This window comes from Pseudomonas brassicacearum (genome assembly GCF_003732265.1).
GTDB classification, from domain to species: domain Bacteria; phylum Pseudomonadota; class Gammaproteobacteria; order Pseudomonadales; family Pseudomonadaceae; genus Aquipseudomonas; species Aquipseudomonas brassicacearum_D.
The window spans coordinates 34,630-59,704 of sequence record NZ_MOBK01000019.1 but is presented as its reverse complement, the minus strand read 5'-3'; the positions used below and the strand labels follow the sequence as shown (position 1 = coordinate 59,704).

Below are 25,075 nucleotides of genomic sequence, written 5' to 3'. Positions count from 1 at the left end.
CAACACAAACAGAATTCCAGGAGCTTTCACCATGTCGTCGATTCGTCATTTCGCTTTGGCCGCCCTGGCCAGCGCCCTTTTTGCGGGTTCCGCGGTTGCCAAGGATTACGAGCTGCTCAATGTGTCGTACGACCCGACGCGTGAGCTGTATCAGGACTACAACGCCGAGTTCATCAAGTACTGGCAGGCCGATCACGCGGGTGACACCGTAAAAATCCAGCAATCCCACGGCGGTTCGGGCAAGCAGGGCCGCGCGGTGATCGACGGGCTGCGTGCCGACGTCGTGACCCTCGCACTGGCGGGTGACATCGACGAAATCGCCAAACTCGGCAAGACCCTGCCGGCTGACTGGCAGAAGCGTCTGCCAGAAGCGAGCACGCCGTACACCTCGACCATCGTGTTCCTGGTACGCAAAGGCAACCCGAAAGGCATCAAGGACTGGGGTGATCTGGTCAAGAACGACGTTTCGGTTATCACCCCGAACCCGAAAACCTCCGGCGGCGCACGCTGGAACTTCCTCGCAGCCTGGGCCTATGGCCTGAAAGCCAACGGCGGTGACGAAGCCAAGGCCAAGGACTACATCCAGACCCTGTTCAAGCACGTGCCTGTGCTGGACACCGGTGCTCGCGGTTCGACCATCACCTTCGTCAACAACGGTCAGGGCGACGTGTTGCTGGCCTGGGAAAACGAAGCGTTCCTGGCGCTGAAAGAAGACGGCGGTGCCGACAAGTTTGAAATCGTCGTGCCTTCGCTGTCGATCCTCGCCGAGCCGCCAGTGGCCGTGGTCGACAAGAACGCCGAGAAAAAGGGCAACGAGCAGATCGCCGAAGCGTACCTCAAGCACCTGTACAGCCCGGCCGGTCAGGAAATTGCCGCGAAAAACTTCTATCGTCCACGTGACAAGGAAGTGGCTGCCAAGTACGCCAAGCAGTTCCCGACCCTGGACCTGGTGACCATCGACAAAGACTTCGGCGGCTGGAAAATCGCGCAACCGAAGTTCTTCAATGACGGCGGCGTGTTCGACCAGATTTATCAGGCGCAGTAGTCTTAAATAGCCACCAACGAGCCCCGATTTAACCGTCGGGGCTTTGCGCGTTCTCAACCAAGGACTTTTATGTCGCGTCGTATCTCCCCCGTCATACCCGGCTTCGGGCTGACGCTGGGCTACACCTTGGTGTACCTCAGCCTGATTGTGCTCATTCCACTGGCGGCCATGTTCGTGCATGCCGCCCAACTCACCTGGGATCAGTTCTGGGCAATTATCTCGGCGCCACGGGTGCTGGCGGCGTTGAAGCTGAGCTTCGGCACCGCGCTCTATGCCGCGATCATCAACGGCGTGATCGGCACGCTGCTGGCCTGGGTGCTGGTGCGCTATACCTTCCCCGGTCGCAAAATCATCGACGCAATGATCGACTTGCCGTTCGCTTTGCCGACTGCGGTGGCCGGTATTGCGCTGACGGCGTTGTACACCCCCACCGGTTTGGTCGGTCAGTTTGCAGCGGACTTGGGTTTCAAGATCGCCTACACCCCCCTCGGCATCACTCTTGCCCTCACTTTTGTGACACTTCCATTCGTAGTACGTACCGTACAGCCGGTATTGGCTGATATCCCGCGTGAAGTGGAAGAAGCGGCGGCGTGTCTCGGGGCGAAACCATTACAGGTTTTTCGTTACATTCTGGTGCCCGCGTTGCTCCCGGCGTGGCTGACGGGGTTCGCTCTGGCCTTTGCCCGCGGGGTCGGCGAGTACGGATCGGTGATTTTCATCGCCGGCAACATGCCGATGAAAACCGAGATCCTGCCGCTGCTGATCATGGTCAAGCTCGACCAGTACGATTACACCGGCGCCACGTCCATTGGTGTACTGATGCTGGTGGTTTCCTTCGTCCTGTTGCTGCTGATCAACTTGCTGCAACGTCGCATCGAAACCCCATAAGGAGGCGCGAACCATGTCCCAATCGTCTATTGCTGCCGCCTCTTCGGCCAACGCTGCGCGCCGTGGCAGTGCCACTTCGCGAAGAATCCTGATCGGCCTTGGCTGGCTGATTTTTGCGCTGTTTCTGTTGTTGCCGCTGTTCATCGTGGTGTCCCAGGGCCTGAAGCTTGGCCTCGGCGCGTTCTTCACCGCGATCTTCGAACCGGATGCGTTGTCGGCGCTGAAACTGACGGTGATCGCCGTGCTGATTTCGGTGCCGTTGAACCTGGTGTTCGGCGTCAGCGCCGCGTGGTGCGTGAGCAAGTACTCGTTCCGCGGCAAGAGCATGCTGGTCACGTTGATCGACCTGCCGTTCTCCGTATCGCCGGTGATCGCCGGCCTGGTCTACGTGCTGATGTTTGGCGCCCAGGGCCTGTTCGGGCCGTGGCTGCAGGATCACGACATCCAGATCGTCTTCGCCTTGCCGGGCATCGTGCTGGCGACGATTTTCGTCACCGTGCCATTCGTGGCGCGTGAGCTGATCCCGCTGATGCAGGAACAGGGCACGCAAGAGGAAGAGGCCGCGCGCCTGCTGGGCGCCAATGGCTGGCAGATGTTCTGGCACGTCACCGTTCCCAATATCAAATGGGGCCTGATCTACGGCGTGGTGTTGTGTACCGCGCGGGCGATGGGTGAGTTCGGTGCGGTGTCGGTGGTTTCCGGGCACATTCGCGGGGTGACCAACACCCTGCCGCTGCACGTCGAGATCCTCTACAACGAATACAACCACGTGGCCGCGTTCGCGGTAGCGAGCCTGTTGCTGATCATGGCGCTCTTCATCCTGCTGCTGAAGCAGTGGAGCGAAAACCGTATTAACCGCCTGCGCGCCAGCGCCGCGGAGGAATAATTCATGTCGATCGAAGTGCGTAACGTCAGCAAGAATTTCAATGCGTTCAAGGCGCTGGACAACATCAGCCTGGACATCCAGAGCGGTGAACTCGTGGCGCTGCTCGGCCCGTCCGGTTGCGGTAAAACCACGCTGTTGCGAATCATCGCCGGCCTGGAAACCCCGGACCAGGGCAACATCGTGTTCCACGGTGAAGACGTCTCCGGCCACGACGTGCGTGATCGCAACGTCGGCTTCGTGTTCCAGCACTACGCGTTGTTCCGCCACATGACCGTGTTCGACAACGTCGCGTTCGGCCTGCGCATGAAACCGAAAAACCAGCGCCCGAACGAAAGCAAGATCGCGGAAAAAGTCCACGAACTGCTGAACATGGTGCAACTGGACTGGCTGTCGGATCGCTACCCGGAGCAACTCTCCGGTGGCCAGCGTCAGCGTATCGCCCTGGCTCGCGCCTTGGCGGTGGAACCGAAAGTCCTGCTGCTCGACGAACCTTTCGGCGCCCTCGACGCCAAGGTCCGTAAAGAATTGCGCCGCTGGTTGGCGCGGCTGCATGAAGACATCAACCTGACGTCGGTATTCGTGACCCACGACCAGGAAGAGGCGATGGAAGTTGCCGACCGGATCGTGGTGATGAACAAGGGTGTGATCGAGCAGATCGGCTCACCGGGCGATGTCTACGAAAACCCGGCCAGCGATTTTGTTTATCACTTCCTCGGTGATTCCAACCGACTGCATTTGGGCGAGGACAATCACGTGCTGTTCCGTCCGCACGAGGTGTCATTGTCGCGGCATGAACTGGAAGATCACCACGCGGCTGAAGTGCGGGATATCCGTCCGTTGGGCGCGACGACCCGGGTGACGTTGAAGGTTGAAGGTCAGAGCGAATTGATCGAAGCGGAAGTGGTGAAGGACCATGACAGCCTGATCGGGTTGGCGAAGGGTGAAACGCTGTTCTTCAAGCCCAAGGTCTGGCAAAAACTCGCCAACCTCTAAGATCAAGAGCTTCGCGAGCAAGCCCGCTCCCACATTTGGTTGATGTCGTACACACAATTTGTGATCGACGCAAATCTAATGTGGGAGCGGGCTTGCTCGCGAAGGCGCCTTATGCCGAAGCGCGATTCGGATTGGTCCGTACACCCCCGGCCCGCGCCTCGATCTGCTCTTTCAGGTCATGCCGCAACCCCAACAGAAACGCCAACTCCGCCACCACAAACAGCGGCCCGACAATCAATCCGGTCACATCATCGACAAACGCAGGTTTACGCCCTTCGTAATGATGCCCGACAAACTGAATCGCCCAGCCCACCACAAACATCCCGATACCGCTCGATAGCCAGACCAGCGTGCTTTGCAGCGCCAGCACCTGCCCCGCCCAGACGGACAGCCCCAGCAGTACGGTCATCAGCGCCCCGAGGCGCAACTCCAGGCGCAGGTAAAACCACGCAGACGCCAACGACACCAGCACCGCCGGCGACAGCCAGCCGCCGGCCCATTGTGGCCGCGACAGCAACACTGCAACGGCCACCACAATCAACGGAATACCGATAAAGTGGCTGGCGATGTTGCGCGGATCTCGATGGTAAGCGGCGTATTGACTGAGATGGTCAACGAGGCTTTTCATTGTTATTCCTCCTGTAGGGTGATTGATCATGCCCCGGGTTCACTTTCCGCTCTGTCAGGCAGGCGACAATCTCCAGGAGTTTCCATGGACATGCAGGTTTGGCGCTCGCGCTTGATGAGTGGCCAGTGGTTCAGTCATCTACCTGTTCTCTTTCAGGATAGTCTGCTGGCCGTGGCCCGGCTGCGGCGCCTGTCGTCCGGGCAATTGCTGTTCAAACGCGGCGATCCGCCGTGCGGGTTGTATGCGGTACTGGAAGGCTCGGTGCGCATCGGCGCGGTCAGCGAGCAGGGCAAGGAAGCGTTGCTGAGCCTGGTGGAACCGCCGCACTGGTTCGGCGAAATCTGCCTGTTCGACGGCCAGGCACGGACCCACGACGCCTTCGCCGTGGGGGCGTGCACGCTGTTGCACATCCCGCAAGCAGCGCTGCTGAAGTTGCTCGACGAACAACCGGTGTACTGGCGGCAACTGGCGTTGCTGATGAGCCACAAGTTGCGCCTGACCTTCATCAACCTCGAACAACTGAGCCTGATGCCCGCCCCGGCACGTCTCGCCCATCGCTTGCTGATGATCGCCGCAGGCTACGGCGAAATCGATCCGCCACGCCGGGTGCTGCAATTGCCGCAGGAGCAATTGGCATCGCTGCTGTCGCTGTCGCGCCAGACCACCAACCAGTTGCTCAAGGAATTACAGGGCCAGGGAATTCTGAATCTGAAGTACGGCGAGATCGAAATTGTCGATGCCGAGCGGTTGCGGGCACTGGCGATTTTTTAATGCGCGACGTTATTGGTGGGCTTTGCCCGCGAAGGCGCCTAGCCTGTGACGACGATAATCGAGGTGTGCCATGCGTGTACTGCTAGTAGAAGACGAACCGGAGACCGCCAAACTCCTGGCCAACGGCCTGAACGAGGCGAGCTATTCGGTCGATGTCGCGCTCAACGGCATGGATGGCCGGCGCTTCATCGAGACCGGCGAATACGAGCTGATTATCCTCGACGTCATGCTGCCGGGGCTCAACGGCTGGCAGTTGCAGCAACAAATCCGCAAGCTCGGTGAGACGCCGGTGTTGTTCTTGACCACCAAGGACGGCATCGAGGATCGACTGCGCGGGTTGGAGTTGCATGAGGACGATTACTTGCTCAAGCCGTTTGCGGTGAGCGAGCTGGTGGCGCGGGTGCGTAAGTTGTTGCGGCGGGATCGTGGCCGGTGATCTCCCGATGGATTGATTAAAAAATGAACTGGACTTCCGCTTTGAACTGCACTAAATACAATGCATATCCATATAAAACGTGATTTTGCACGGTATACGATGCAGGCTAATAAATGGAAAACCTTGGTGAACTGATCCGCTCGCTACGTAAGGCACAAAAGCTTTCCCAGCAGGCACTGGCAAAACAGTACGGCATGAGCCGCTCCACGATTTCAGGTATCGAAAACAACACCGTCTCTGAAATCGGCCTGCGTAAAGTCGAGGCAATCCTCAACGGCTTCGGGTATGAGCTCACCGCCGTGCCCCGCCAATCGAAGCGTCCAACGCTGGACTCACTGAAAAAGGTCAACTTCCATGGCTGAGTCGCAGGACAGGGACCGGCTCCACATCAGTGTCTGCGAAAGCGCAGTGGGCACCTTGGGTCGTGGCCAGTCTCGCAGTGATTCAGTGTTTACCTACGCCGAAAATGCACAGGAAGAAAACTCGGTTTCGTTGACCATGCCGGCTCGCCTTGAAAGTTACACATGGGAGCAAGGTGTACTGCCGGTTTTCGAAATGAACCTGCCTGAAGGAGCTCTGCGAGATGAGTTGGTTCGTCGTTTCAGCAAAGCAGTCAGGGGCTTTGATGATTTCGCGATGTTGTCGATTGTCGGCCCGCATCAGCTAGGGCGAATAGGCATTGCAAACGCGCCGGATGCGAACGACCGTCCACCTGAAACCAGCCTCGCGGACCTTCTGGTTCATGACGGTGCTCAAGGCTTGTTCGATGATCTATTGCACACGTATGGCCAATATTCAGGCGTATCCGGTGTGCAGCCCAAGGTGTTGGTCCGTGACAGCGCGACAACGGTCGACCGCCTGACTCATCGAGGTGCTACGCATCTGGTCAAATCCTTTCGGCCAGAGGAATACCCTGAGCTTGCAGCCAACGAATACTTCTGCATGCGGGCGGCGCTACATTCGGGGCTTGAGGTGCCGAAGTTCCAGCTCAGCGAGCATGGCAAATTTCTGGTTGTCGAACGCTTCGATCTGAATGAGCAAGGTTATTTGGGGTTCGAGGATTTCTGCGTATTGAATGCCTGGCCGTCGAAGGCCAAATACGATGGTTCCTATGAAGGTGCCGCAAGGCAGATTAAAGAGTTCGTCTCCCCATCGCTGCTGAACCAGTCGCTTGAATCATTTTTCAAGATCGTTGCGCTGTCGTCAGCCTTGAAGAATGGCGACGCTCACCTCAAAAACTTCGGTGTGTTGTATGAACATTGCGGCGTGGATGCACAAATCAGCCTCGCTCCGGCCTACGACATTGTCACCACGTCGGTTTACATAAAGTCCGACAGCATGGCGTTGCTTTTAGGCGGATCAAAAGCATGGCCCAAGTACAAAATGCTGATGCGATTTGGTCGCTCGGCCTGCAACCTGACCGAGGGCCGTTGTAATGAGCTGTTGCAGCAGGTCGCCCATGGGGTGGAAATGGCGATGGCGGAGATGGCTGACTACATCAAAGACAACCGCGTTTTTGCTAACGTTGGCGAAACGATGATGGAGCAATGGGTATCAGGCGTCGCGCGCAGTCTCGTGAAAAGTTGATCAGCGCAACCCATCCCGAAACTGCCCCGGCGTCATCCCCGTCCAGCGCTTGAACGCGCGGCTGAAGCTGCTGGTGTCGGCAAACCCCAGCAAATAACTGACCTCACTCAATGAACATTGCGGGTCGCGCAGGTGCAGCAGCGCCAGGTTTTCGCGACTTTCATTGAGCAGCGTATCGAACCGGCAGCCCTCATCCGCCAAATGCCGTTGCAGGCTGCGCAAGCTCAGGTGCAAAGCCTTGGCGATGTGTTCGGCGCTGGGCTCGCCTTCGGGCAATTGCTCTTCAATGGCATCGCGAACCTTGCGCTCCCAGGTCAGCGGTTTGAGCTGCGCCAGGGCGCGATCGAGCACGGTTTCGTTGTGTTCAGCCAGCTCCGGGTTGGCGTCGTCCAGGTGGCTGTCGAAATCCACCAGGGAAAACTCCACGCGGTCTTCTTCCGCCGAAAAAAATACCGGTGAGCGGAAGACTTTATGCCATTGATGCGCATCGGCCGGTTCCGGGCGGCGCAGGTACACCGCCAACGGCGCATAGTCGCGACCGAGGCGATTGCGGCAGGTGCGCACGTAAATCGCCGTGAAGGCGTCGATGGCTTCGAATGCCGGCGCCGGGTTGCCCACGGGGATTTTCAGGCGAAAACGGTAGCGGTCTTCGGCGCGGGTCAGTTCCAGTTCCAGGGCATCGCTGACCACCTGGTGATAGCGCACGATGCGCTCGAACACCTCGCGCAAACTGCCGCTGGCCACCAGCGCATAACCGAGCGCATGAAACGTGGTAGGGCTGACAAAACGCGACACGCGCAGGCCGATCGCCGGATCGCCACTGACCTGCACGGCGATTTCCCACAGGCGCGTGGTGCCGGACAACGGGTAACGAGCGTTCGGGTCGTCCATCAATTGCGGATCGAGCCCCGCCTGATGGCACAGGGCGGTGCTGTCGAGGCCCAGCGCATCGAGTTGCTTGCGCAGGGCGCGGGTCCAGCTGGCGAGGGAGGTCGGTTCAGTCATGCTGATTGGCGCTTCCGGTCAACAGGTTGGCGTTCATGGCTACCACCTTGTAAACATTCACAAGGCAGGATGCGAACGTCAATAACCAGAGGATGGAAGCATGCACGGTACTTCTGCAAGTCCCCAGCGACTGAATGCAGCGCAGCGATCAGCACATATTCGTGAAGTGGTGCTGGCCAAGGGCGTCGAACTGCGTCAGCGCTACCCGATTCTCAAGCATCAGGATGCCCTCGGCGCCGGCATTCTGGCCTTCGCCCTGGCCGGGATGATCGGTTCGGCGGCGCTGTACATGACCGGGCACATGGCCTGGTGGGCGTGCCTGTTGCTCAACGCGTTTTTCGCCTCGTTGACCCACGAGCTGGAACACGACCTGATCCACAGCATGTACTTTCGCAAACAGCGCGTGCCGCACAACCTGATGATGGGGCTGGTGTGGCTGGCGCGGCCGAGCACGATCAATCCGTGGATCCGCCGCCATCTGCACCTCAATCACCACAAGGTGTCGGGCACTGAAACCGACATGGAAGAACGCGCCATCACCAACGGCGAACCTTGGGGGATTGCGCGGTTGCTGATGGTCGGTGACAACATGATGTCGTCGTTCATCCGCATGCTGCGAGCCAAGACCTGGGCGCATAAATTCAGCATCGTCCAGCGCACGCTGAAGGTCTACGCACCGCTGGCGCTGGTGCATTGGGGCGCGTGGTACGTGTTCCTCGGCTTCCATGCGGCCAATGGCATCGCGTCCCTGATGGGCGCGCCAATCGAGTGGTCGGCAACGACGTTGTCGGTGATGCAGGTGATCGACATCGCGGCCGTGGTGATCATCGGCCCGAACGTGTTGCGCACGTTCTGCCTGCACTTCATCAGCTCGAACATGCACTACTACGGCGACGTGGAACTGGGCAACGTGATGCAGCAGTGCCAGGTGTTGAACTCGCCATGGTTGTGGCCGTTGCAGGCGTTCTGCTTCAACTTCGGCAGCAGCCATGGCATCCATCATTTTGTGGTGAAGGAACCGTTCTACATCCGCCAGATGACCGTGCCGGTGGCGCATAAAGTGATGCGTGAGATGGGTGTGCGGTTCAATGATTTCGGGACGTTTGGACGGGCGAACCGGTTTGTTCGCAAAGACGCTGCACAACCTCGGGAGATTCGTGCCGCCCAGGTGTGATGAATGAAATCGGAAACTCAAATACGAAGTAAGCGATGGCAAAGACGCTCGTCATCAATTTGACCCAAAGAGGCGATACGGTAAGACACGAGCAGGAGGTGGGCAGTCAACGTTTCGCTGATGGGTATATGCGCTTTAGATCTAATAAAGTAATTAAATATTCCTTTATTAGATAATCGTTTCAACCAATCATCGCTTCACAGATTTTGAGTTTCCGGGGCCGTCTCCTTGGCAGGGTGCGGTCCTTTTTTTATTCCGCGGGACAAACCCCAATCCCCTGTGGGAGCGAGCCTGCTCGCGATGGCGTACTCACAGTCAACCTCTCCGGTGACAGATCAACCGCTATCGCGAGCAGGCTCACTCCTACAGGGGTAAGCGGCCTTATATTCGATATGGGTCTTAATAAATAGCTTCTTATTCCTTAACGAATATAAAACCCCTCCCTATACTCGATCAGGAACAGACACGCAGCAGGAGAGCTCCCCCATGCGCAACGAATCAATTCGCTACCTGATTGTGCCGGGCTGGCAAGGATCGCCGGATGATCATTGGCAAAGCCACTGGCAGAACAGCCTGCCGAACAGCGCGCGGGTGGAGCAGGCCGATTGGCTGACGCCGCGTCGTGAAGACTGGGTCGCGGCGCTGGCCGAGGCGATTGCCGCCGACAGCACGCCGGTGATCCTGATCGCTCACAGCCTGGGTTGCATCACCGTCGCCCATTGGGCCGCCGCTGCGCCCGTACAGTTTCTGCGTCAGGTGCGCGGTGCCTTGCTGGTCGCGCCTGCGGATGTCGAGCGCCCGGCGTGCGCGCCGGCGTTGCGTAACTTCGCACCGATTCCCACCGACCTGCTGCCGTTCCCGAGCCAGGTCGTCAGTTCCGATAACGACAGCGCCGTGAGTGCGCCGCGAGCCCTTGAACTGGCGCGTAATTGGGGTGCCGAGTCGGGGATTTTGTCGGGGGCCGGGCACATCAATGTGAAGTCCGGTCACCAGCGCTGGGAGCAGGGTTTTGCCTACCTCTATCGCTTGCAGAACCGCATGGAACATCACGCCCTGCGCCGCGCTTGAACCTTTTCTACTTTTAGAATCGCCCCCCCGTCTCCCGGCGGTTTTGGGCGGGAGTCTGCCATGAGCTTTGAACACTTCGGCCAGCCGCTGCTGACCTTCCCTGATGCAGAAAAAAGTCCCCTGAGCATTCGCGCAAAGGCGTTGGTGTTTGTCGATCCACGCTCACGACAGTTGCGCAAGGACCTGGAGCTATTGGCGCCGCGTTCGATTTCGGTGCTCATCCGCGGTGAAACCGGTACGGGCAAGGAATTGCTGGCGCGACATATCCACCGCGCCAGTGATCGCGGCGGGTTGTTCGTTTCGGTCAATTGCGGCGCGATCAGCCCGACCTACGCCGATGCCGAATTGTTCGGTTATGCCGCCGGCAGCTACACCGGATCGGCCAGCAGCCGCGCCGGGTGGTTCGGATCGGCCAATGGCGGCACGCTCTATCTGGATGAGATCGGTGATTTGCCGCTGCCGATTCAGATCAAACTCCTGGCTGCGCTGGAAAACCATGAAGTAACTCGTGTTGGCGCCCATCAGCCGAGTCCCGTCGACGTGCGTTTGGTCGCCGCCACCAGCATTGATCTGGCTCAGGCAGTGGCCGCCGGCAAGTTTCATGAGCGGCTTTATCACTACCTCAGTGAAGGTCAGCTGGAGCTACCGGCGTTGCGTGACCGCGTGGGCGATATTTTGCCGTTGGCCGAGTACTTCCTTGGCATCTACAGCCATCGCCTCGACCTGCCGGTGCCACTGATCAGCGAGGCCGCGCAACTGGTGCTGGAGCGGCACAGTTGGCCGGGCAATACCCGAGAGCTGGAAAACGTCATTCATTTCGCATTGCTGGTGAGCACCGGCGACGAGATTTTGCCTGAGCATCTGAATTTGCTGGAGACGCCCGCATCACTGGCGCAGATCGAGCAGCAGGCTGTTCAACTGATCAAAAACGGCACCGCCATGGAGCGTTCCGCGCTCAAGCGTTTGCTGGAAAGCCTGACGCAGACGCTGCAATCATCTGTATGAACAAAATGGAATATGAAAGTGAATAAAAGATATTGTTCGGGAATAAAAAATCCCGGTATTGTCCGCTTCACGCCAGCGATAGCACTTCACTGGCACTTGTATTTAGCCGTCGTCGATGACGACCGAGATTTTCGATAAGGACACTGCATGAAAAAGGTTCTGTTGTTCACCGCATTGGCGGCTGCCCTGACTGCTGGCCTGGCCCAGGCTGGCGAGAAACTGGTGGTTGCGGCGACCCCGATTCCACACGCCGAGATTCTTGAACTGATCAAGCCAACGCTCGCCAAAGAAGGCGTTGACCTGGAAATCAAAGTCTTCACTGACTACGTTCAGCCAAACGTACAGGTTGACCAGAAGCGTCTGGACGCCAACTACTTCCAGACCCTGCCGTACCTGAAAAGCTTCAACGAAGGCAAAGGCACTAACCTGGTGACTGTGATCGGCGTGCACGTCGAACCGTTCGGCGGCTACTCGAAGAAAGTCAAAACCCTGGCTGAGCTCAAAGATGGCGCGACCATTGCCATCCCGAACGAAGGCAGCAACAGCGGCCGTGCCCTGATCCTGCTGCAGAAGGCTGGCCTGATCGAGCTCAAAGACCCGAAAAACGCGTTGGCCACTCCAAAAGACATCGCCAAGAACCCGCACAACTTCAAGTTCAAGGAACTGGAATCGGCCATGCTGCCGCGTGTGCTGGATCAGGTCGATCTGGACATGATCAACACCAACTACGCGCTGGAAGCGGGTCTGAACCCGGCTAAAGACGCACTGGTAATCGAAGGTGCAGATTCGCCTTACGTGAACTTCCTGGTGGCTCGTCCGGACAACAAGGACAGCGTTGCCATCCAGAAATTGGCCAAGGCCTTGACCAGTCCTGAAGTGAAAGCCTTCATCGAGAAGAAGTACAGCGGCGCAGTTCTGCCGGCGTTCTGATTCGACGCAGCAACAAAACCCTTCAAGGTTTCAAACGCCGACGGCTGATAAAGCGTCGGCGTTTTTTGTGTGCGCAAACAATTTTGGCGAATGAGATCTCTGTGGCGAGGGAGCTTGCTCCCGCTGGGTTGCGAAGCAACCCCAAAACTGCCACCTGAATGAATCAGAACCACCGCATGCATCGTTCAAGCGACTGCTGCGCAGCCGAGCGGGAGCAAGCTCCCTCGCCACAAAAGCGCATTCAGGCCACCCCGGCCTTCAACGCCCTGCGCAACGCCACCAATAACTTCACGAAGTCCTGCGGATCCAGTCGCTCTGGCACTTTTACGTCTGCCATTTTCTCTTCCTTGTGAGGGTTCGGCCGGGGGAGTCTGGCCAAAATCTGTCCGTCCTTGGAGGGGCATTTCGAAAAAAAGATCCCTCCTACAGCGCAAAGGAAAATAGTCGTCATCTGTTGCGACAGCAAATCCGCAGATAGTTTTTTGCGTGATATCAATATGCTTTAACGGTATTTAAATTATGGTTTTTATACCTTTAAAGTCGGTGTCCGCCGGGTCGTTATCCACGGCCCATGGACTGCACCACCGTCGCTTACCGAGCGGCGTCCAGGATCTTCAATGAACTTCGATTACGCATTTATCCTCAGCACCCTGCCGGCGTTTCTCAAGGCCGTGGGCGTGACGCTGCAAGTCGGCTTTATCGCCATCGGCACCTCGTTGCTGGTGGCGCTGGTCAACACAACGATTCTGGTGTTCCGCACACCGTACCTGCAACGACTGGTCGGGCTCTACGTCGAGCTGGCGCGGAACACGCCGTTGCTGATCCAGTTGTTCTTCGTCTATTTCGCCTTGCCGGCGCTGGGCATCAAGGTGTCGGGCTTTGCCGCGGCGATCATCACCATGACCTTTCTCGGCGGCGCCTACCTCACCGAAGTGCTGCGCGCCGGCGTGGACGCCGTACCTGCGGCGCAACTGGAGTCGGGCCGTTCCATAGGCCTGTCTCACGGGCAGTTACTGCGTTACGTGATCCTGCCGCAGGCTGGCATCCTCAGCCTGCCCTCGCTGTTCGCCAATTTCATTTTCCTGCTCAAGGAAACCACCGTGGTCTCGGCCGTGGCGGTGCCGGAAATTCTCTACACCACCAAAAGCTACATCGCGCTGTACTACAAAACCTACGAAATGCTCGCCGTGTTGACGCTGATTTGCGTATTGCTGTTCTTGCCGCTGTCGCTGCTGCTCAGCCGTCTGGAAAGGAGGCTCCAGCATGGCCAGTTCGGGTCTTGAATTGCTCTGGGTGTCGTTGCCACAACTGGGCAAGGGCGCCGCGCAAACCTTGTCTATCTCGTTTCTGAGCATCGCCATCAGCACCGTCGGTGGCGTGTTCTACGGCGTGCTGCGCACGCTGAATTCGAAGTGGCTGAACGCAATCCTGCGGGTGTACCTGGAATTGTTTCGGGCGATCCCGGTGCTGGTCTGGCTGTATTTGTTGTTCTTTGGCTTGCCGATTTTTTTCGGCCTGAGCCTTCCGAGCTTCTGGTGCGCGGTTCTGGTGTTGTCGCTGTGGGGCGCCAGTGAAGTTGGCGAAGTGGTGCGCGGCGCGTTGCATTCTTTGCCGCGCGGGCAGCGTGAAGCCGGGGAGTCGATTGGTTTGAGCGGCCCGCAACTCTACGGCTATGTGTTGCTGCCGCAAGCGTTGAAACGCATGACCCCGCCGACCCTCAACGTCTACACGCGCATCATCAAGACCAGTTCCCTGGCGGTGTTGATCGGCGTGGTGGACGTGATCAAGGTCGGCCAGCAAATCATCGAACGCACCTACGAGTCGGTGCTGATCTACGGCGCCTTGTTCCTGTTTTTCTTTTTCATCTGCTACCCGCTTTCGGCCGCCTCGCGCGTGCTGGAGCGGCGCTGGACACACGCATGAGCGCACTGATCGAGTTCAAGGGATTCAACAAGTTTTTTGGCGAGCAGCAGGTGTTGAACGGTATCGACCTGCAAGTGAAAACGGGTGAAGTGATCGTCATCCTCGGCCCCAGCGGTTGCGGCAAAAGTACCTTGCTGCGTTGCCTCAACGGCCTTGAAGTCGCGCACAGCGGCAGCCTGAATTTTGCCGGCCGCGAACTGCTGGACAAGAACACCGACTGGCGTGAAGTCCGCCAGCAGATCGGCATGGTGTTCCAGAGTTATCACCTGTTCCCGCATATGAACGTGCTCGACAACCTGCTGCTCGGCCCGCTGAAAGTGCAGAAGCGTGATCGCCAAGAAGCCCGTGACCAGGCCGAAGCCTTGCTGGCGCGCGTCGGTCTTTCGGACAAGCGCGATGCGTTCCCGCGTCAGCTCTCCGGTGGCCAGCAACAACGCATCGCCATCGTCCGTTCCCTGTGCATGAATCCCCAAGTGATGCTCTTCGATGAAGTCACTGCCGCCCTCGACCCGGAAATGGTCAAGGAAGTGCTGGAAGTCATACAAGGCCTGGCCCGCGACGGCATGACTCTGTTGATTGTGACCCACGAAATGGCCTTCGCCCGCGCTGTGGCGGACCGCATCGTGTTCATGGATGGCGGGCGAATCCTTGAACAAAACCCTCCCGAGATTTTCTTTACGAACCCGCAAACCGCACGAGCGCAGCAGTTCCTGGAGAAGTTCTCCTACGTCGCCGCACTACCCCAAACGACTCAAACAAAGGAACTGGAACTGCTATGAAAACTGCCAAGGCGTCACTGTTGCTACTCCCGCTGCTCGGCCTCGCGTTGCTGGCCGGCTGCAACAAAACCGAAGAGCCGGCCAAGCCTGCCGCGACCGCCAGCTACCTGGAAAAAATCAAGGCTCGGGACAAACTGATCGTGGGCGTGTTTACCGACAAACCACCGTTCGGTTTCGTCAACGAAGCGGGGCGCTACGTCGGTTTCGATACCGACATCGGCCGTCAATTTGCCAAGGATTTGTTGGGCGATGAAAACAAGGTCGAGTTCGTCGCGGTGGAGCCGGCCAGCCGGATTCCGTTCCTGCAAAGCGACAAGGTCGACCTGATCCTGGCCAACATGACCGTCACCCCGGAGCGCAAGGAGGCGGTGGAATTCACCAACCCTAACCTCAAAGTTGCGGTGCAGGCCTTGGTGCCCCAAGCCAGCACGGTGAAAAACCTCGACGACCTGGCCACGCGCACGACCATCGTCACCACCGGTACGACGGCGGATATCTGGCTGACCAAAAACCACCCGGACTGGAAACTGCTGAAATTCGAGAAGAACTCCGAATCGCTGCAAGCCCTGGCCAATGGTCGCGGTGATGCCTATGCACAGGACAATCTGGTGCTGTTCAGCTGGGCCAAACAGAACCCGGGCTATCGCGTGTTGAGCCAGACGTTGGGCGCTGAAGCACCGATTGCGCCAGCGGTGAAGAAGGGCAATATCGAACTGCGCGATTGGGTGAATGCCGAGTTGGCAAAGCTGGGCGAGGAGAAGTACCTGCTCAAGCTGTACGACCAATATGTGCGCAAGGAACTGAGCGATGACACCAAGCCTGAGAGCGTGATTGTCGAGGGTGGGAAGTGGCAGGGTTGAGTCTCTGATTCATGCGATGACTTCTAAATCGCCATCGCGAGCAGGCTCGCTCCTACAAGAGATGTGTGAACGCCACAGATCAAATGTGGGAGCGAGCCTGCTCGCGATTGGATTTATCAGGCACTGACAAGTCCAGCCAATGCACTCGCAGCCGTCTACGACAGGCGTTTGCAGTGCAGTCCATTTCAAGCTCTTTCTTCATAAGCCTGGTGTGCAAGCTTTGAACCCTGTTCTAAGCTCTCTGTCGTATTGCCCATAGAAAAAGGCCAAGGAGTTTGCATGGCGGTCACCGGATTGAAAGTCATCATGGCCTTGAGCGTCGTCACCCTGCTGACGGCGTGCGATAAAAAGGAACCGGTCAAGGAGTTCCTGCCAAGGGTATTCATCCAGGTCGTCAAACCGGCAGATTACGCGGCCGCGGTTACCCTGACCGGCGATATCCAGGCCCGGGTACAGACCGAGCTGTCGTTTCGCGTGGGCGGCAAGATCATCCAGCGTTCGGTGGATGTCGGCGACCGTGTGACCGCCAAGCAAGTGCTGGCCCGGCTCGATCCCAAGGATTTGCAGACCAACGTCGATTCGGCGCAGGCCCAAGTGGCCGCCCAGCAGGCTCTGGTTAAACAGAATGCCGCGGCATTCGTGCGCCAGGAAAAGCTCCTGCCCAAGGGCTACACCAGCCAGAGCGAATATGACTCGGCGCAGGCGGCGTTGCGCAGCAGTCAGAGCGCCTTGGCCGCTGCTCAGGCGCAGTTGGCCAATGCCCGCGATCAACTGAGTTACACCGCATTGGTGGCCGATGCCCCCGGCATCATTACCGCGCGTCAGGCAGAAGTCGGTCAGGTGGTGCAGGCAACAATGCCGGTGTTCAGCCTGGCTCGCGACGGTGATCGGGATGCAGTGTTCAATGTTTATGAATCGCTGCTGGCCGACAAGCCAACGGATGACACCATTGTCCTCAGTCTGCTCGATAACCCCGCCATCAAAACCACTGGTACCGTGCGCGAAGTGACCCCGGCAGTGTCCGCTCAGTCCGGCACCGTGCAGGTCAAGGTCGGCCTCAACAGCCTGCCCGATGGCATGCAACTGGGCTCGGTGGTGAGTGCCACGGCCAAAGGCTCGGGCAAGTCGGCGATTGAGCTGCCGTGGTCGGCCCTGACCAAAAACATCAGTGAGCCTGCTGTCTGGCTGGTCGACGACAAGGGCCAGGCCCAGCTGCACTCGGTCACCGTTCTACGCTACCTGACGGGCAGCGTCATCATCAGCAAAGGCCTGCAGGAGGGCGACAAAGTCATCGTCGCCGGAGGGCAGTTGTTGCACCCGGGCATGGAAGTCGAAATTGCCGAAAATGCGTATAAGGATCTGAGTTGGGGAGCCAAGCCATGAAGCCTTTTTGGGCATTGCCCCTTGGATTGTCCCTTGGGCTGGTGCTGAGCGCCTGCTCGAAAAACGAGCCACCGGCGGAGCCGGTACGCCCGGTGCTGTCGGTCAAGGTCCAGGCCTTGAACGAAGAGGATCTGGGCCGGTTTGCCGGCAGCATCCAGGCGCGCTACGAAAGCAATACCGGTTTTCGCGTGGGCGGGCGCATCGCCAGTCGTAATGTCGATGTCGGGGCCGAGGTGACCAAGGATACGTTGCTGGCCACCCTGGATCCTTCCGACCAGCAAAACCAGTTGCGTTCAGCCCAGGGCGATCTGGCGAAAATCCAGGCGCAACTGATCAACGCGCAAGCCAACGCGCAGCGTCAGCAGTCGTTGTTTGATCGCGGGGTTGGCGCGCAGGCGCAGCTGGACGACGCCTTGACTCAGTTGAAAACCACCCAGGCGTCCCTCGATCAGGCCAAGGCGGCGGTCAGCCAGAGCCAGGATCAACTCGGCTACACCCAACTGCGCTCCGACCATAAAGCCGTGGTCACCGCATGGAACGCCGAAGCCGGCCAGGTGGTGACCGCCGGCCAGCAAGTGGTAACGCTGGCGCAACCGGACATCAAGGAAGCGGTGATCGACCTGCCCGATACCCTGGTCGATCAACTGCCCGAGGATGTAGTGTTCCAGGTCGCCGCCCAACTCGACCCGAACACCAACTCCACCGCGACCATCCGCGAAATCGAACCCCAGGCGCAGAGTGCCACGCGCACCCGTCGCGCGCGCCTGACCCTCGCTCAAACGCCGGAGGGCTTTCGTTTGGGCACCGCGATCAGCGTCACCCTGAGTTCGGCGATCAAGCCGCGCATCGAACTGCCGCTCACCGCGTTGCAGGAGGTCGACGGCAAACCCCGCATCTGGGTGCTTGATACACAGAACAAGACCGTGGCACCCAGGGACGTCAAGGTCATCAGTCGTACCGACAGCACCGTGGTGCTGGCCGGCGGCGTCAAGAACGGCGAGCGCGTCATCACGGCCGGCGTACACAGCCTCAAACCGGGGCAACCAGTGAAATTTGACGAGGACAGTCAATGAAAGGGCCTTTCAACCTCTCCGAATGGGCCCTCAAGCATCAGTCGTTCGTCTGGTACCTGATGTTCGTCGCGTTGCTGATGGGGGTGTTCTCGTATTTCAACCTGGGGCGCGAAGAGGACCCTTCGTTCACCATCAAGACCATGGTGATCCAGAGCAATTGGCCGGGCGCGACGCAGGAGGAAACCCTCAAGCAAGTCACTGACCGGATCGAGAAAAAGCTCGAAGAACTCGATTCCCTCGATTACGTAAAAAGCTACACGCGCCCCGGCGAATCCACGGTCTACGTGTACCTGCGCGACACCACCAGTGCCAAGGACATCCCGGAAATCTGGTACCAGGTGCGCAAGAAGATCAACGACATTCGCTACCAGTTCCCGCAAGGCATACAGGGGCCGTCATTCAACGATGAGTTCGGCGACGTGTTCGGTTCGATCTACGCCTTCACCGCCGATGGCCTGACCATGCGTCAGTTGCGCGACTACGTGGAGCAGGCCCGTGCCGAGATTCGCGGCGTGCCGGGGCTGGGCAAGATCGAGATGGTCGGCCAACAGAATGAAGTGCTGTATCTGAATTTCTCCACGCGCAAACTCGCGGCGTTGGGCATCGATCAGCGCCAGGTGGTGCAGAGCCTGCAATCGCAGAACGCCGTGACCCCAGCCGGGGTAATTGAGGCCGGGCCGGAGCGGATTTCGGTGCGGACCTCCGGGCAGTTCGCCTCGGAAAAAGACCTCGCCGAGGTCAACCTCAAGCTCAACGACCGTTTCTATCGCTTGGCCGACATTGCTGAAATCAGTCGTGGCTATGTCGATCCGGCGTCCCCGGAATTCCGCTTCAACGGCCAACCGGCCATCGGCCTGGCGATTGCCATGCAGAAGGGCGGCAACGTCCAGGCGTTCGGCAAGGCGTTGCATGAGCGGATCAACCAACTGACCGCCGACCTGCCCGTGGGCGTCGGCGTGCACAACGTGTCCGATCAGGCGGTGGTGGTGGAAGAGGCCGTCGGCGGTTTCACCAGCGCGCTGTTCGAGGCGGTGATCATCGTGCTGGTGGTCAGCTTCATCAGCCTCGGCGTGCGCGCCGGGTTGGTGGTGGCGTGCTCGATCCCGTTGGTGCTGGCGATGGTGTTTGTGTACATGGAGTACAGCGGCATCACCATGCAGCGGATTTCCCTTGGTGCCCTGATCATTGCCCTCGGCCTGCTGGTGGACGACGCGATGATCACCGTGGAGATGATGGTCACGCGCCTGGAAATGGGCGAGACCAAGGAGCAGGCGGCCACGTTCGCCTACACCTCCACGGCGTTTCCGATGCTCACCGGTACGCTGGTGACGGTGGCGGGTTTTGTGCCGATCGGCCTGAACGCCAGTTCCGCCGGTGAGTACACCTATACGCTGTTTGCGGTGATTGCCTGCGCCATGTTGGTGTCGTGGGTGGTGGCGGTGCTGTTCGCGCCGGTGATCGGCGTGCACATCCTCAGCACCAACGTGAAACCTCACGACGGTGAACCCGGACGCATCGGCAAAGCCTTCAATGGCGGCTTGCTGTGGAGCATGCGTAATCGCTGGTGGGCCATCGGCATCACCGTGCTGTGCTTTGCGTTGGCGCTGTTCAGCATGCGTTTCGTGCAGAACCAGTTCTTCCCGTCTTCGGATCGGCCGGAAATCCTGGTGGACCTGAACCTGCCGCAAAACGCCTCGATGGACGAAACCCGCCGGGCTGTCGATCGCCTGGAAGCCACGCTCAAGGACGATCCGGACATCGTGCGCTGGAGTACCTACGTCGGTCAGGGCGCCATCCGTTTCTACTTGCCACTGGACCAGCAACTGCAAAACCCGTTCTACGCGCAGTTGGTGATCGTCAGCAAAGGCAAGACCCGTGAAGCCATGATGCAGAAGCTTCGCGATCGCTTGCGCAACGACTTCGTCGGCATCGGCAGTTATGTCCAGGCACTGGAAATGGGCCCGCCGGTAGGGCGCCCGATCCAGTACCGCATCAGCGGTAAAGACATCGATCAAGTGCGCCGACATGCCATCGACCTGGCCACGGAGCTGGACAAAAATCAGCACATTGGCGAAATCATCTACGACTGGAACGAACCGGGCAAAGTGCTGCGGATCGACATCGCCCAGGACAAGGCGCGGCAGTTAGGCCTGTCTTCCGAGGACGTGGCCACCCTGATGAACGGCATCGTCAGCGGCCAGACGGTGACCCAGGTTGATGACGATATCTATCTGATCAACGTGGTCGGTCGTGCGGTGGATTCCGAGCGCGGTACGCCGGAAACCCTGCAGAACCTGCAAATCGTCACGCCAAACGGCACGTCGATTCCGCTGCTGGCGTTCGCCACGGTTCGCTACGAACTGGAGCAGCCGCTGGTGTGGCGTCGCGATCGCCTGCCAACCATTACCATCAAGGCGGCGATACGCGACGAGATCCAGCCAACGGACCTGGTGAAAATCCTCAAACCATCCATCGACGCTTTCGCCGACAAGCTGCCGGCAGGCTACAAGGTCGCTACCGGCGGTACGGTGGAGGAAAGCGGCAAGGCTCAGGGGCCGATTGCCAAGGTCGTGCCGTTGATGGTGTTTTTGATGGCGACCTTCCTGATGATCCAGTTGCACAGCGTGCAGAAGCTGTTCCTGGTGGCCAGCGTCGCGCCGCTGGGCCTGATCGGTGTGGTGATTGCGCTGGTGCCGACGGGTACGCCGATGGGCTTTGTGGCGATCCTCGGGATTTTGGCGCTGATCGGCATCATCATTCGTAACTCGGTGATTCTGGTGACCCAGATCGATGAATACGAGAAGAAGGGCTATGCGCCGTGGGACGCGGTGGTCCAGGCCACCGAGCATCGACGCCGGCCGATCCTGCTGACGGCTGCGGCGGCGAGCCTGGGGATGATCCCGATTGCCCGGGAAGCGTTCTGGGGGCCGATGGCTTACGCGATGATTGGCGGGATCATCATCGCGACGTTGCTGACGCTGCTGTTTTTGCCGGCGCTGTATGTGGCCTGGTACAAGATTCGCGAGCCGAAGAAAGAAGCGGCTTAAAAAAAAGCGAGCGCTTCGCGCTCATCGCGAGCAGGCTCGCTCCCACAGGGGGTTTGTGAACGCCACAGATTCAATGTGGGAGCGAGCCTGCTCGCGTAGGCGTCCGAACTGTCTACACAGGCCTACGCCAAACACTCGCCAACCAAGGCTGCTGCTCCCGCGGCAGCCCCGCTGGCCGGTAGTAATGCTCCAACTCCACAAACCCCGCCTCGGTCAGCAGTTGCTGCCACGCCGCAAGATCGTGATACGCCCCATACCGCGGCCCATTCCAGCCTTCCTGATTCTCCCCGCGCGGATTGGAACTGAACAACACCCCACCCGGTTTCAACGCCCCCCGCAATTGCTTCAACACCCGAGGCAGTTCCTGTCGCGGGATGTGAAACAGCACCGCATTGGCAAAAATTCCGTCGAAGCGCTCGGCCGGTAAATCAAGCTTCAGGAAGTCCTGCTGCCAGACCTCGCAACCGCTGTCCTCACGCGCCATCTGCGCAAACTTTTCCGACCCGTCGAGGCCGACGGCGGTATGCCCCATGCGAGTGAACGTTTGCAGATCGCGGCCGGGACCGCAGCCGAAATCGAGAATGTCGAACGGCGCCTCACCCTGAATGTGTCGCAACAGGGCATCGATGTTCTGGCTGACATCGTGATCACGCGTGCCTTCGCGAAAACCTTCGGCCACCGAGTTGTAATGGCCCAGGGTGGTGGCGGTGATCTGCTGGAGGTCGTCGGGGGTCTGTTTCATGAGGGGCTGCGCAGGCAATTGGGGTTTGCCGAATATACGCCATGAAGCCGGAGGCTGCTTCGCAGCCATTCGCGAGCAAGCCGCTCCCACATTTGATCTTTGGTGGACACAAAATTTGAGTCCGACTCGGTTATATGTGGGAGCGGGCTTGCTCGCGAAAGCGGCATTACTGGCGACCAGTCACTCAGCCCTGCTTCATCCCCAGGCAATCAATCGAGCGATCAACCATGGCTTTGGCAATCTCCAGCAAATGCCACACCGAGAACACCATGGCGCGCTCCGCCCCTTTGAGGTGATCGCCACACTGATACGCGGTCACCGAAGCACATCGCAGCAGGTCGGCAACATAGAGCTGAGTGTCTTCAAAGCTCACGTCTTCGCTGACGTTGTAGAAGCGCAGTTCATCGGGCGGTGACGGTTGATTGCCGGTGAGGTAGAAATCAATGGCACGGTAGAGCGCTGATCGATCCCGGAGCGGGTCTTCAGTGCCGATTTCGTTGGTTGAGGTTTCGGGAGGTGGATCGGGAACAGATTTTTTCATTGGTAAAACTCCTGACCGTTAGTAGGAGCCAACCGATATCGCGACTAAACGAACAGGGGTGGCGGCTGCACACAGGTTAGTCGACCGGCCGCCAGGCAATACCGGCGCACCCAAGGGTGCCCTGCGCACAGCCACCATAAAATCCAGGTAATAAAAAACACCTGAAAAGAGGTGACGCTGTGCGCCCGACGGAATCCGGGCGACTAAACCCGATCACTGATGAGCAGTGACGGACCGAGACTAGCCACGGAATTTGGCAGGCGCAAGCGAGCGGAATGATCTAGGAAATGTCCTGCAAAGGAAAGGGAACGGACCTTCGGAACCTCTGATTTTCCTGTAAGAAAACTTCCCCTTTACCGTCGTGTATTACCTGTGGCGAGGGAGCTTTTGTGGCGAGGGGCTTGCCCCCGTTGGGTTGCGAAGCAGCCCTAAAGCCATTCAACGAGGTGTGTCAGACAAGTCAGATTTTCAGATTTTGCGGCTGCTGCGCAGCCGAACGGGGGCAAGCCCCCTCGCCACAAAAGCTCCTCGCCACAATGGTTATCGACCAACTGCCTAGCGTTTGTTGAGCCCCCGCGCCAACCGATCCCCACCCAGCTGAATCACCGCCACCAACACCACCAGCAACACAATCACCGTCAACATGATCTGACTGTCAAAACGCTGATACCCATACCGGTACGCGATGTCGCCCAACCCTCCAGCCCCAATCGCCCCGGCCATGGCCGACGAGTTGATCATCGTCACCAGCGTGATTGTGAACCCCCCGACAATCCCCGGCAGCGCCTCTGGCAGCAGCACATGCCAGACAATGTGCCAACGCCGGCAGCCCATCGCCTGCGCGGCTTCGATCAAGCCGAAATCCACCTCGCGCAGACTGACTTCAGCAATCCGTGCAAAAAAAGGCGTTGCGGCGATGGTCAGCGGCACCACGGCCGCCCAGACGCCATACGTAGTGCCGACAATCAGCCGGGTAAACGGAATCAGCGCCACCATCAGAATCAAGAATGGAATCGAGCGGAACAGGTTCACGAACGCACCCAGGGCACGGTTCAGCGTCGGTGCTTCGTAGATGCCGCCCTTGGAACTGGTGACCAGAAAGACCGCGAGCGGAATGCCCGCCAACAGCGCGATCAATGACGACACGCCGACCATCAGGAAGGTGTCGATGAAGCCTTGCAGCAAGCGATCAAACCACATATCCCAGCACCTCCACCTGTTGCGCCCATTGACTGGCGCGCTGGCACAAATCTTCAGCGTCCAACGTCGAGCCAGTGACCGCCAACAACAACTGCCCCAGCGCATGGCCCTGAATCCGTTCCACGCCACCTTGCAGCAAACGCACGCGACCACCGAGGGCGCTGAACAACGCGGCCAGGTCCGGCTCGTCGATGGCACTGCCGGTGAACTGCAAGCGCAGCACCACCGCCGCGTCCGAGGAGGGCGGCAATGGGCGCAAACGGCTTTGCAGTTCTTCCGGCAGGGCGTGCTGCAGTGGCGCGAGCAAGGTCTTGCTGACTTCATGCTGCGGGTTGCCGAAGACTTCCCAGACCGGCCCCTGCTCGACGATTTTGCCGTGTTCGAGCACCACGACGCGGTCGCATATATCGCGGATCACCGCCATCTCGTGGGTGATCAAAACGATGGTCAGACCGAGGCGCTGGTTGATCTCGCGCAGCAGGCCGAGGATCGATTGAGTGGTCTCCGGGTCCAGCGCTGAAGTGGCTTCGTCACACAGCAGAATCGCCGGGTCATGCACCAACGCGCGGGCGATACCGACGCGCTGTTTCTGCCCGCCGGACAACTGCGCCGGATAGGCCGAGTGCTTGCCTTGCAGGCCCACCAGCTCCAGCAATTCGCGAACTTTCTGTTCGCGTTTGTCCTTGGGCACACCGGCGACTTTCAGCGGCAGTTCGACGTTCTGCCACACCGTTTTGGCGGACATCAGGTTGAAGTGCTGGAAGATCATGCCGATCCGTCGACGCAGCGCCACCAGGCGGTCTTCATCGAACTCGCCGATGTCGACCTGATCGATCAGCACGCGGCCGGTGCTCGGTTGCTCCAGGCGGTTGATGGTGCGGATCAGTGACGATTTGCCGGCACCGCTGCGGCCGATAATGCCGAACACTTCGCCGTGCTGGATCGCCAGGTCGATGCCGTGCAAAGCCGCCACCGGACCCTGCTGACCGTTGTAGGTTTTGCCCAGGCCAATGAAGCGCACATGAGCGCGATTCAGGTCCGGGTGCAGCTCTGTCTGTTCAGCGTTTTTTAGCTCTGGAATTTCCAGTCGCCGTTGAATCGCAGCCGTCAT

General features: G+C 59.0%; 25 protein-coding genes. 19 read left to right on the top strand and 6 right to left on the bottom strand.

Annotation, left to right across the window (positions count from 1 at the left end):
- The first annotated feature begins 31 nt into the window (after positions 1-31).
- The 4 genes from BK660_RS29615 (at position 32) to BK660_RS29600 (ending at position 3,812) form a co-directional block, all read left to right on the top strand.
- On the top strand, positions 32-1,045 hold the full coding sequence (locus BK660_RS29615; protein ID WP_123436358.1) for a sulfate ABC transporter substrate-binding protein: 1,014 nt from the start codon (positions 32-34) through the stop codon (positions 1,043-1,045).
- 69 nt (positions 1,046-1,114) lie between these two features.
- Positions 1,115-1,933: a sulfate ABC transporter permease subunit CysT gene (gene cysT / locus BK660_RS29610; RefSeq protein WP_123436357.1), complete on the top strand. Its 819-nt coding sequence runs from the start codon at positions 1,115-1,117 to the stop codon at positions 1,931-1,933.
- Between the two features lie 13 nt (positions 1,934-1,946).
- Complete coding sequence (gene cysW / locus BK660_RS29605) at positions 1,947-2,819, top strand: sulfate ABC transporter permease subunit CysW (RefSeq protein WP_027922271.1); 873 nt, start codon at positions 1,947-1,949, stop codon at positions 2,817-2,819.
- Between the two features lie 3 nt (positions 2,820-2,822).
- Positions 2,823-3,812 carry a sulfate/molybdate ABC transporter ATP-binding protein gene (locus tag BK660_RS29600; protein WP_123436356.1) on the top strand — a complete coding sequence of 330 codons (990 nt, stop codon included), beginning with the start codon at positions 2,823-2,825 and terminating at the stop codon, positions 3,810-3,812.
- A 109-nt stretch (positions 3,813-3,921) separates the two neighbouring features.
- Here the strand turns inward: BK660_RS29600 and BK660_RS29595 are convergent, their stop codons facing one another.
- A complete protein-coding gene (locus tag BK660_RS29595) occupies positions 3,922-4,440 on the bottom strand; it encodes an Mpo1 family 2-hydroxy fatty acid dioxygenase (RefSeq protein WP_123436355.1) in 519 nt (172 codons plus the stop codon).
- An 84-nt stretch (positions 4,441-4,524) separates the two neighbouring features.
- On the opposite strand from BK660_RS29595, the gene BK660_RS29590 reads away from it, so the two are divergent.
- The 4 genes from BK660_RS29590 (at position 4,525) to BK660_RS29575 (ending at position 7,234) form a co-directional block, all read left to right on the top strand.
- The gene (locus BK660_RS29590) at positions 4,525-5,211 is read left to right on the top strand and encodes a Crp/Fnr family transcriptional regulator (protein ID WP_123436354.1); all 687 of its coding nucleotides are present in this window, start codon (positions 4,525-4,527) and stop codon (positions 5,209-5,211) included.
- A 70-nt stretch (positions 5,212-5,281) separates the two neighbouring features.
- Entirely contained in the window at positions 5,282-5,647 is a 366-nt protein-coding gene (locus BK660_RS29585; RefSeq protein WP_123436353.1) for a response regulator, read from the top strand.
- Positions 5,648-5,760: 113 nt separating this feature from the next.
- Entirely contained in the window at positions 5,761-6,009 is a 249-nt protein-coding gene (locus BK660_RS29580) for a helix-turn-helix domain-containing protein (RefSeq protein WP_123436352.1), read from the top strand.
- Entirely contained in the window at positions 6,002-7,234 is a 1,233-nt protein-coding gene (locus BK660_RS29575) for a type II toxin-antitoxin system HipA family toxin (RefSeq protein WP_123436351.1), read from the top strand. Before BK660_RS29580 ends, BK660_RS29575 begins: the two co-directional genes overlap by 8 nt.
- On the opposite strand, the gene BK660_RS29570 is transcribed toward BK660_RS29575, so the two are convergent.
- Positions 7,235-8,239 (bottom strand): AraC family transcriptional regulator, encoded by a 1,005-nt coding sequence (locus BK660_RS29570; RefSeq protein ID WP_123436350.1) that lies wholly within the window; start codon positions 8,237-8,239, stop codon positions 7,235-7,237.
- 100 nt (positions 8,240-8,339) lie between these two features.
- Between BK660_RS29570 and BK660_RS29565 the strand changes: the two genes are divergently transcribed.
- The 11 genes from BK660_RS29565 (at position 8,340) to BK660_RS29510 (ending at position 21,481) form a co-directional block, all read left to right on the top strand.
- On the top strand, positions 8,340-9,413 hold the full coding sequence (locus tag BK660_RS29565) for a fatty acid desaturase (RefSeq protein ID WP_123436349.1): 1,074 nt from the start codon (positions 8,340-8,342) through the stop codon (positions 9,411-9,413).
- 486 nt (positions 9,414-9,899) lie between these two features.
- The gene (locus BK660_RS29560; RefSeq protein ID WP_123436348.1) at positions 9,900-10,481 is read left to right on the top strand and encodes an alpha/beta hydrolase; all 582 of its coding nucleotides are present in this window, start codon (positions 9,900-9,902) and stop codon (positions 10,479-10,481) included.
- Positions 10,482-10,541: 60 nt separating this feature from the next.
- Positions 10,542-11,486, top strand: a complete 945-nt coding sequence (locus BK660_RS29555; protein ID WP_123436347.1) for a sigma 54-interacting transcriptional regulator — start codon at positions 10,542-10,544, stop codon at positions 11,484-11,486.
- Positions 11,487-11,633: 147 nt separating this feature from the next.
- Positions 11,634-12,416 (top strand): MetQ/NlpA family ABC transporter substrate-binding protein, encoded by a 783-nt coding sequence (locus BK660_RS29550; protein WP_027922262.1) that lies wholly within the window; start codon positions 11,634-11,636, stop codon positions 12,414-12,416.
- A gap of 617 nt (positions 12,417-13,033) precedes the next feature.
- Complete coding sequence (locus BK660_RS29545) at positions 13,034-13,699, top strand: amino acid ABC transporter permease (RefSeq protein ID WP_123436346.1); 666 nt, start codon at positions 13,034-13,036, stop codon at positions 13,697-13,699.
- On the top strand, positions 13,680-14,339 hold the full coding sequence (locus BK660_RS29540; RefSeq protein ID WP_123436345.1) for an amino acid ABC transporter permease: 660 nt from the start codon (positions 13,680-13,682) through the stop codon (positions 14,337-14,339). Before BK660_RS29545 ends, BK660_RS29540 begins: the two co-directional genes overlap by 20 nt.
- Positions 14,336-15,118 (top strand): amino acid ABC transporter ATP-binding protein, encoded by a 783-nt coding sequence (locus BK660_RS29535; protein ID WP_123436344.1) that lies wholly within the window; start codon positions 14,336-14,338, stop codon positions 15,116-15,118. Before BK660_RS29540 ends, BK660_RS29535 begins: the two co-directional genes overlap by 4 nt.
- Positions 15,115-15,978 (top strand): transporter substrate-binding domain-containing protein, encoded by an 864-nt coding sequence (locus tag BK660_RS29530; protein ID WP_123436343.1) that lies wholly within the window; start codon positions 15,115-15,117, stop codon positions 15,976-15,978. The genes BK660_RS29535 and BK660_RS29530 overlap by 4 nt, the downstream gene beginning before the upstream one ends.
- A gap of 279 nt (positions 15,979-16,257) precedes the next feature.
- Entirely contained in the window at positions 16,258-17,361 is a 1,104-nt protein-coding gene (locus tag BK660_RS29520) for an efflux RND transporter periplasmic adaptor subunit (protein WP_123436341.1), read from the top strand.
- Positions 17,358-18,434 carry an efflux RND transporter periplasmic adaptor subunit gene (locus BK660_RS29515; protein WP_123436340.1) on the top strand — a complete coding sequence of 359 codons (1,077 nt, stop codon included), beginning with the start codon at positions 17,358-17,360 and terminating at the stop codon, positions 18,432-18,434. Before BK660_RS29520 ends, BK660_RS29515 begins: the two co-directional genes overlap by 4 nt.
- Positions 18,431-21,481, top strand: a complete 3,051-nt coding sequence (locus tag BK660_RS29510) for an efflux RND transporter permease subunit (protein WP_123436339.1) — start codon at positions 18,431-18,433, stop codon at positions 21,479-21,481. The genes BK660_RS29515 and BK660_RS29510 overlap by 4 nt, the downstream gene beginning before the upstream one ends.
- A 112-nt stretch (positions 21,482-21,593) precedes the next feature.
- Here BK660_RS29510 and BK660_RS29505 read toward each other — a convergent pair whose 3' ends face one another.
- From BK660_RS29505 to BK660_RS29490, 4 genes are all read right to left on the bottom strand, one after another.
- Entirely contained in the window at positions 21,594-22,223 is a 630-nt protein-coding gene (locus tag BK660_RS29505; protein ID WP_123436338.1) for a class I SAM-dependent methyltransferase, read from the bottom strand.
- A 184-nt stretch (positions 22,224-22,407) separates the two neighbouring features.
- Positions 22,408-22,764 carry a DUF6124 family protein gene (locus BK660_RS29500; RefSeq protein ID WP_123436337.1) on the bottom strand — a complete coding sequence of 119 codons (357 nt, stop codon included), beginning with the start codon at positions 22,762-22,764 and terminating at the stop codon, positions 22,408-22,410.
- A gap of 555 nt (positions 22,765-23,319) precedes the next feature.
- A complete protein-coding gene (locus BK660_RS29495; RefSeq protein WP_007945290.1) occupies positions 23,320-23,964 on the bottom strand; it encodes a methionine ABC transporter permease in 645 nt (214 codons plus the stop codon).
- A complete protein-coding gene (locus tag BK660_RS29490; RefSeq protein WP_123436336.1) occupies positions 23,954-25,075 on the bottom strand; it encodes a methionine ABC transporter ATP-binding protein in 1,122 nt (373 codons plus the stop codon). The genes BK660_RS29495 and BK660_RS29490 overlap by 11 nt, the downstream gene beginning before the upstream one ends.